Raw genomic sequence first — 2,956 nt, forward strand, 5'->3', positions numbered from 1 at the left:
TAGCTTGATAGCGATGTGATGCTATCCCTAAAGGGAAAAATTAATACCTTTTTACAAATAACAGGAAATGATATTACACCTTGTTGGAGTAAATCCCCCTTCACTTCCTCTATTTAATTCTTTGGTAAGGATATATTTTCCTGATGATAATCATAACCTATATCAGAATTTCATTTATTATAGGAAAATTCCAAAAGGGGTGAATGTGATGGGTTTCCCGCCTCAACAACAAAGTAAACCTGGCATTGAATCATTAAATGATACCTAGACCTATATTTGATAACCCCAATTACAAACCAGCCGGTAAACTTATAAATAAGGTAGCGCTTATAACTGGTGGGGATAGTGGAATTGGGAGGGCTGTCGCTGTAGCCTTCGCGAAAGAGGGTGCAGACATAGCAATCTCATACCTAAATGAGCATAGTGATGCAAAAGAAACGGAGTTCTATGTTAAAAAGTATGGCCGTAGTTGCATTACCATTCCAGGTGATATTGGGTATGAGCAGCATTGCCAACAAGCTGTAATGCAGACAATTCACCAATTTGGTCGTATTGACATTTTGGTGAATAATGCCGGTGTACTATACATAAGGAACAGTCTACTTGATGTAGATTCTAACCAACGAACAAGTACCTTTCACACAAATGTTTTTTCTCAGTTTATTTTGACGAAAGCTGCTTTGCCATATATGAATTCAGGGAGCTCCATAATAAATACAACATCCCTTAGTGCCTATCATGGAGATCAAGATGCAATTGACTACGCGGCATCTAAAGGAGCCATTGTTTCCTTTATACGTTCGCTGTCATCGTCACTGGCAACGCAAGGGATCCGAGTTAATGGTGTGGCCCCAGGACCAATTTGGACTCCATTAATTCCATCTTCCTTGCCACCAGAATGGCTTGCCACATTTGGAGACCATGTTCCTATGAAGCGAGCCGGTCAACCGTTTGAAGTGGCACCTGCTTATGTATTCTTGGCATCCGAAGATGCATCTTACATATCAGGACAAATTCTGCACGTGAATGGTGGGGAAATTATAAACGGTTAACTATTTAACAAAAAATTACTTATAAATGAATTTGTATTATATTGGCTTAAGTATTATGGAATTAAAATTATAAAAAAACAAAATACCGTTTAACCACCCTGTAACCACTCATATAAGATTTAATTCATATCGATACCTATGGCATTGATATGAATTTTCAAAATACTTACAAAGAAATCTAAGAGGTCATTTTTTTAGATTCACAATCATTATTTTGAAGTTTATGTAAAAAAAAGAAAAAGAATCCATTTTCTGAAAATGGATTCTTTTTTTATTACTTCTTTAACTTAGTGTAATCTATATTCTCCTGTTAATTGTTCCTCGGCCATTCGAACTAAGCGTTTTGTAATTTCTCCACCGACAGAACCATTTGCACGCGATGATGTATCAGGTCCAAGTGTGACTCCTAATTCGCGAGCAATTTCATACTTCATTTGCTCAATAGCACTTGCAGCAACTGAAATAAGAACTTCATTTGCATTATTTTCGTGTCTTTGAATATTCATCATTGCACCTCCATTATATTTGTATATAACATGTGCTTAATTATGATATTTATACATGAGTTAACTATTTTCTTCTATTTTATTCATTGCAACATATCCGCAAAGGAAGTACCTACATTATTCTTCCGTTTCATATGCTTCTCTAAATAGATTTTTGTTGTTTGGATATTCTCATGCCCCAGCGTTTGCATTAAATGATATAAATCTGCATTTCCTTGCTCTACCGCCATAATTGCAAAAGCATGACGGAACGTATGCGCTGTTACTGGATTTTCACGATATTTTAGAAACTCTAAATTTGTCTTTTTTATCATATCTGTTACTTGGTTCGATAACGTTTTTGAATTATAAAAGTTCCCTCTTTGGTTTACAAATAAAGGACTTTCATCTCCTCGATCTAATATCGTTTGGAACCCTCTTCTTCGTCTCATTTCACAAATACATTGGTATAAATGCTCTGAAATGAAAAGTTCACGCACTTTATCCCCTTTTCCAGTGACTTTTAACCAGTACTTTCCGTCATAATGTAAACCTTTCACTCTCGCGGTGCACAATTCTTGAATTCTTGCACCGGTACTTGCTAGAGCTAGTAAAATTGTATAGTTTACTAAATGCCCTCTTTCTTTATAAAACCCTAAAATTTTCATAACTTCATCATAAGATAGGTCCCGATTCGGCCGATTCTGTTCATTTACATTTGCACGCTGCAGTTCTTCATGAAGGGGTTTTTCGATATAAGCAAATACATGAAGGTGTTTCAAAAAAGAACGAATGAGTACTGTTTTCTTGGCAAGTGTTGCGACTGCATATGTATCACCATTCCTACCGTTCTCTACCTGTTTCAACCAGGAATTATATTTCCGGATATGCCAAGGTTGCAATGTTTTCAATAAAGAGTCATTATGCTGTACCTCTTCCCCATTCAATTCGAACTCTTCTGCATGCTGAACCATGCACTGACAAAATGACAAGATTTCAGACACATAACTCTTTTTTGTATCTTCTTTTCTATTCTTCTTCTCATCCATATCTTTTTGTAAATGTACGAAATGATAAATGACTTCCAGATCACTTAAATACGTATATTTACTCTCTCCCTCTTTTTCTGCAACCTCCATCTTCTCTTCCACCTTATCTACATAACGATTGTTATGCAGGAATGGAACGATATCTCTTATATTCTCTAAATATGTATCTATATATTCATTCTGATTATTTATAATAGGTAAGTTTTCTCTTCCACTTTTATTATCCATATTTCAAATTCACCTCTCCTATTAAAGATTATGAATATAATACTCTTTATTAACTATACTTATCATTTTATTTCACTTCTAACAATTATACAAATGATAAATCATATTCTTCCCGTAAGAATGCTACATTCTTCTCTATTTA

Annotated in this window: 2 protein-coding genes and 1 pseudogene; 1 reads left to right on the forward strand and 2 read right to left on the reverse strand. The window is 35.0% G+C overall.

The window, feature by feature from the left end; genetic code table 11:
• Positions 1-208: 208 nt before the first annotated feature.
• Positions 209-1,052, forward strand: a pseudogene (locus V7038_RS29425) (SDR family oxidoreductase).
• Between the two features lie 287 nt (positions 1,053-1,339).
• Here the strand turns inward: V7038_RS29425 and V7038_RS29430 are convergent.
• Complete coding sequence (locus V7038_RS29430) at positions 1,340-1,558, reverse strand: alpha/beta-type small acid-soluble spore protein (protein ID WP_070147085.1); 219 nt, start codon at positions 1,556-1,558, stop codon at positions 1,340-1,342.
• Between the two features lie 83 nt (positions 1,559-1,641).
• Positions 1,642-2,814 carry a tyrosine-type recombinase/integrase gene (locus tag V7038_RS29435; protein ID WP_335696091.1) on the reverse strand — a complete coding sequence of 391 codons (1,173 nt, stop codon included), beginning with the start codon at positions 2,812-2,814 and terminating at the stop codon, positions 1,642-1,644.
• Between the last annotated feature and the right edge of the window lie 142 nt (positions 2,815-2,956).

The sequence above is a fragment of the Bacillus sp. JJ783 genome (genome assembly GCF_036963225.1).
GTDB lineage: Bacteria > Bacillota > Bacilli > Bacillales > Bacillaceae_G > Bacillus_A > Bacillus_A cereus_U.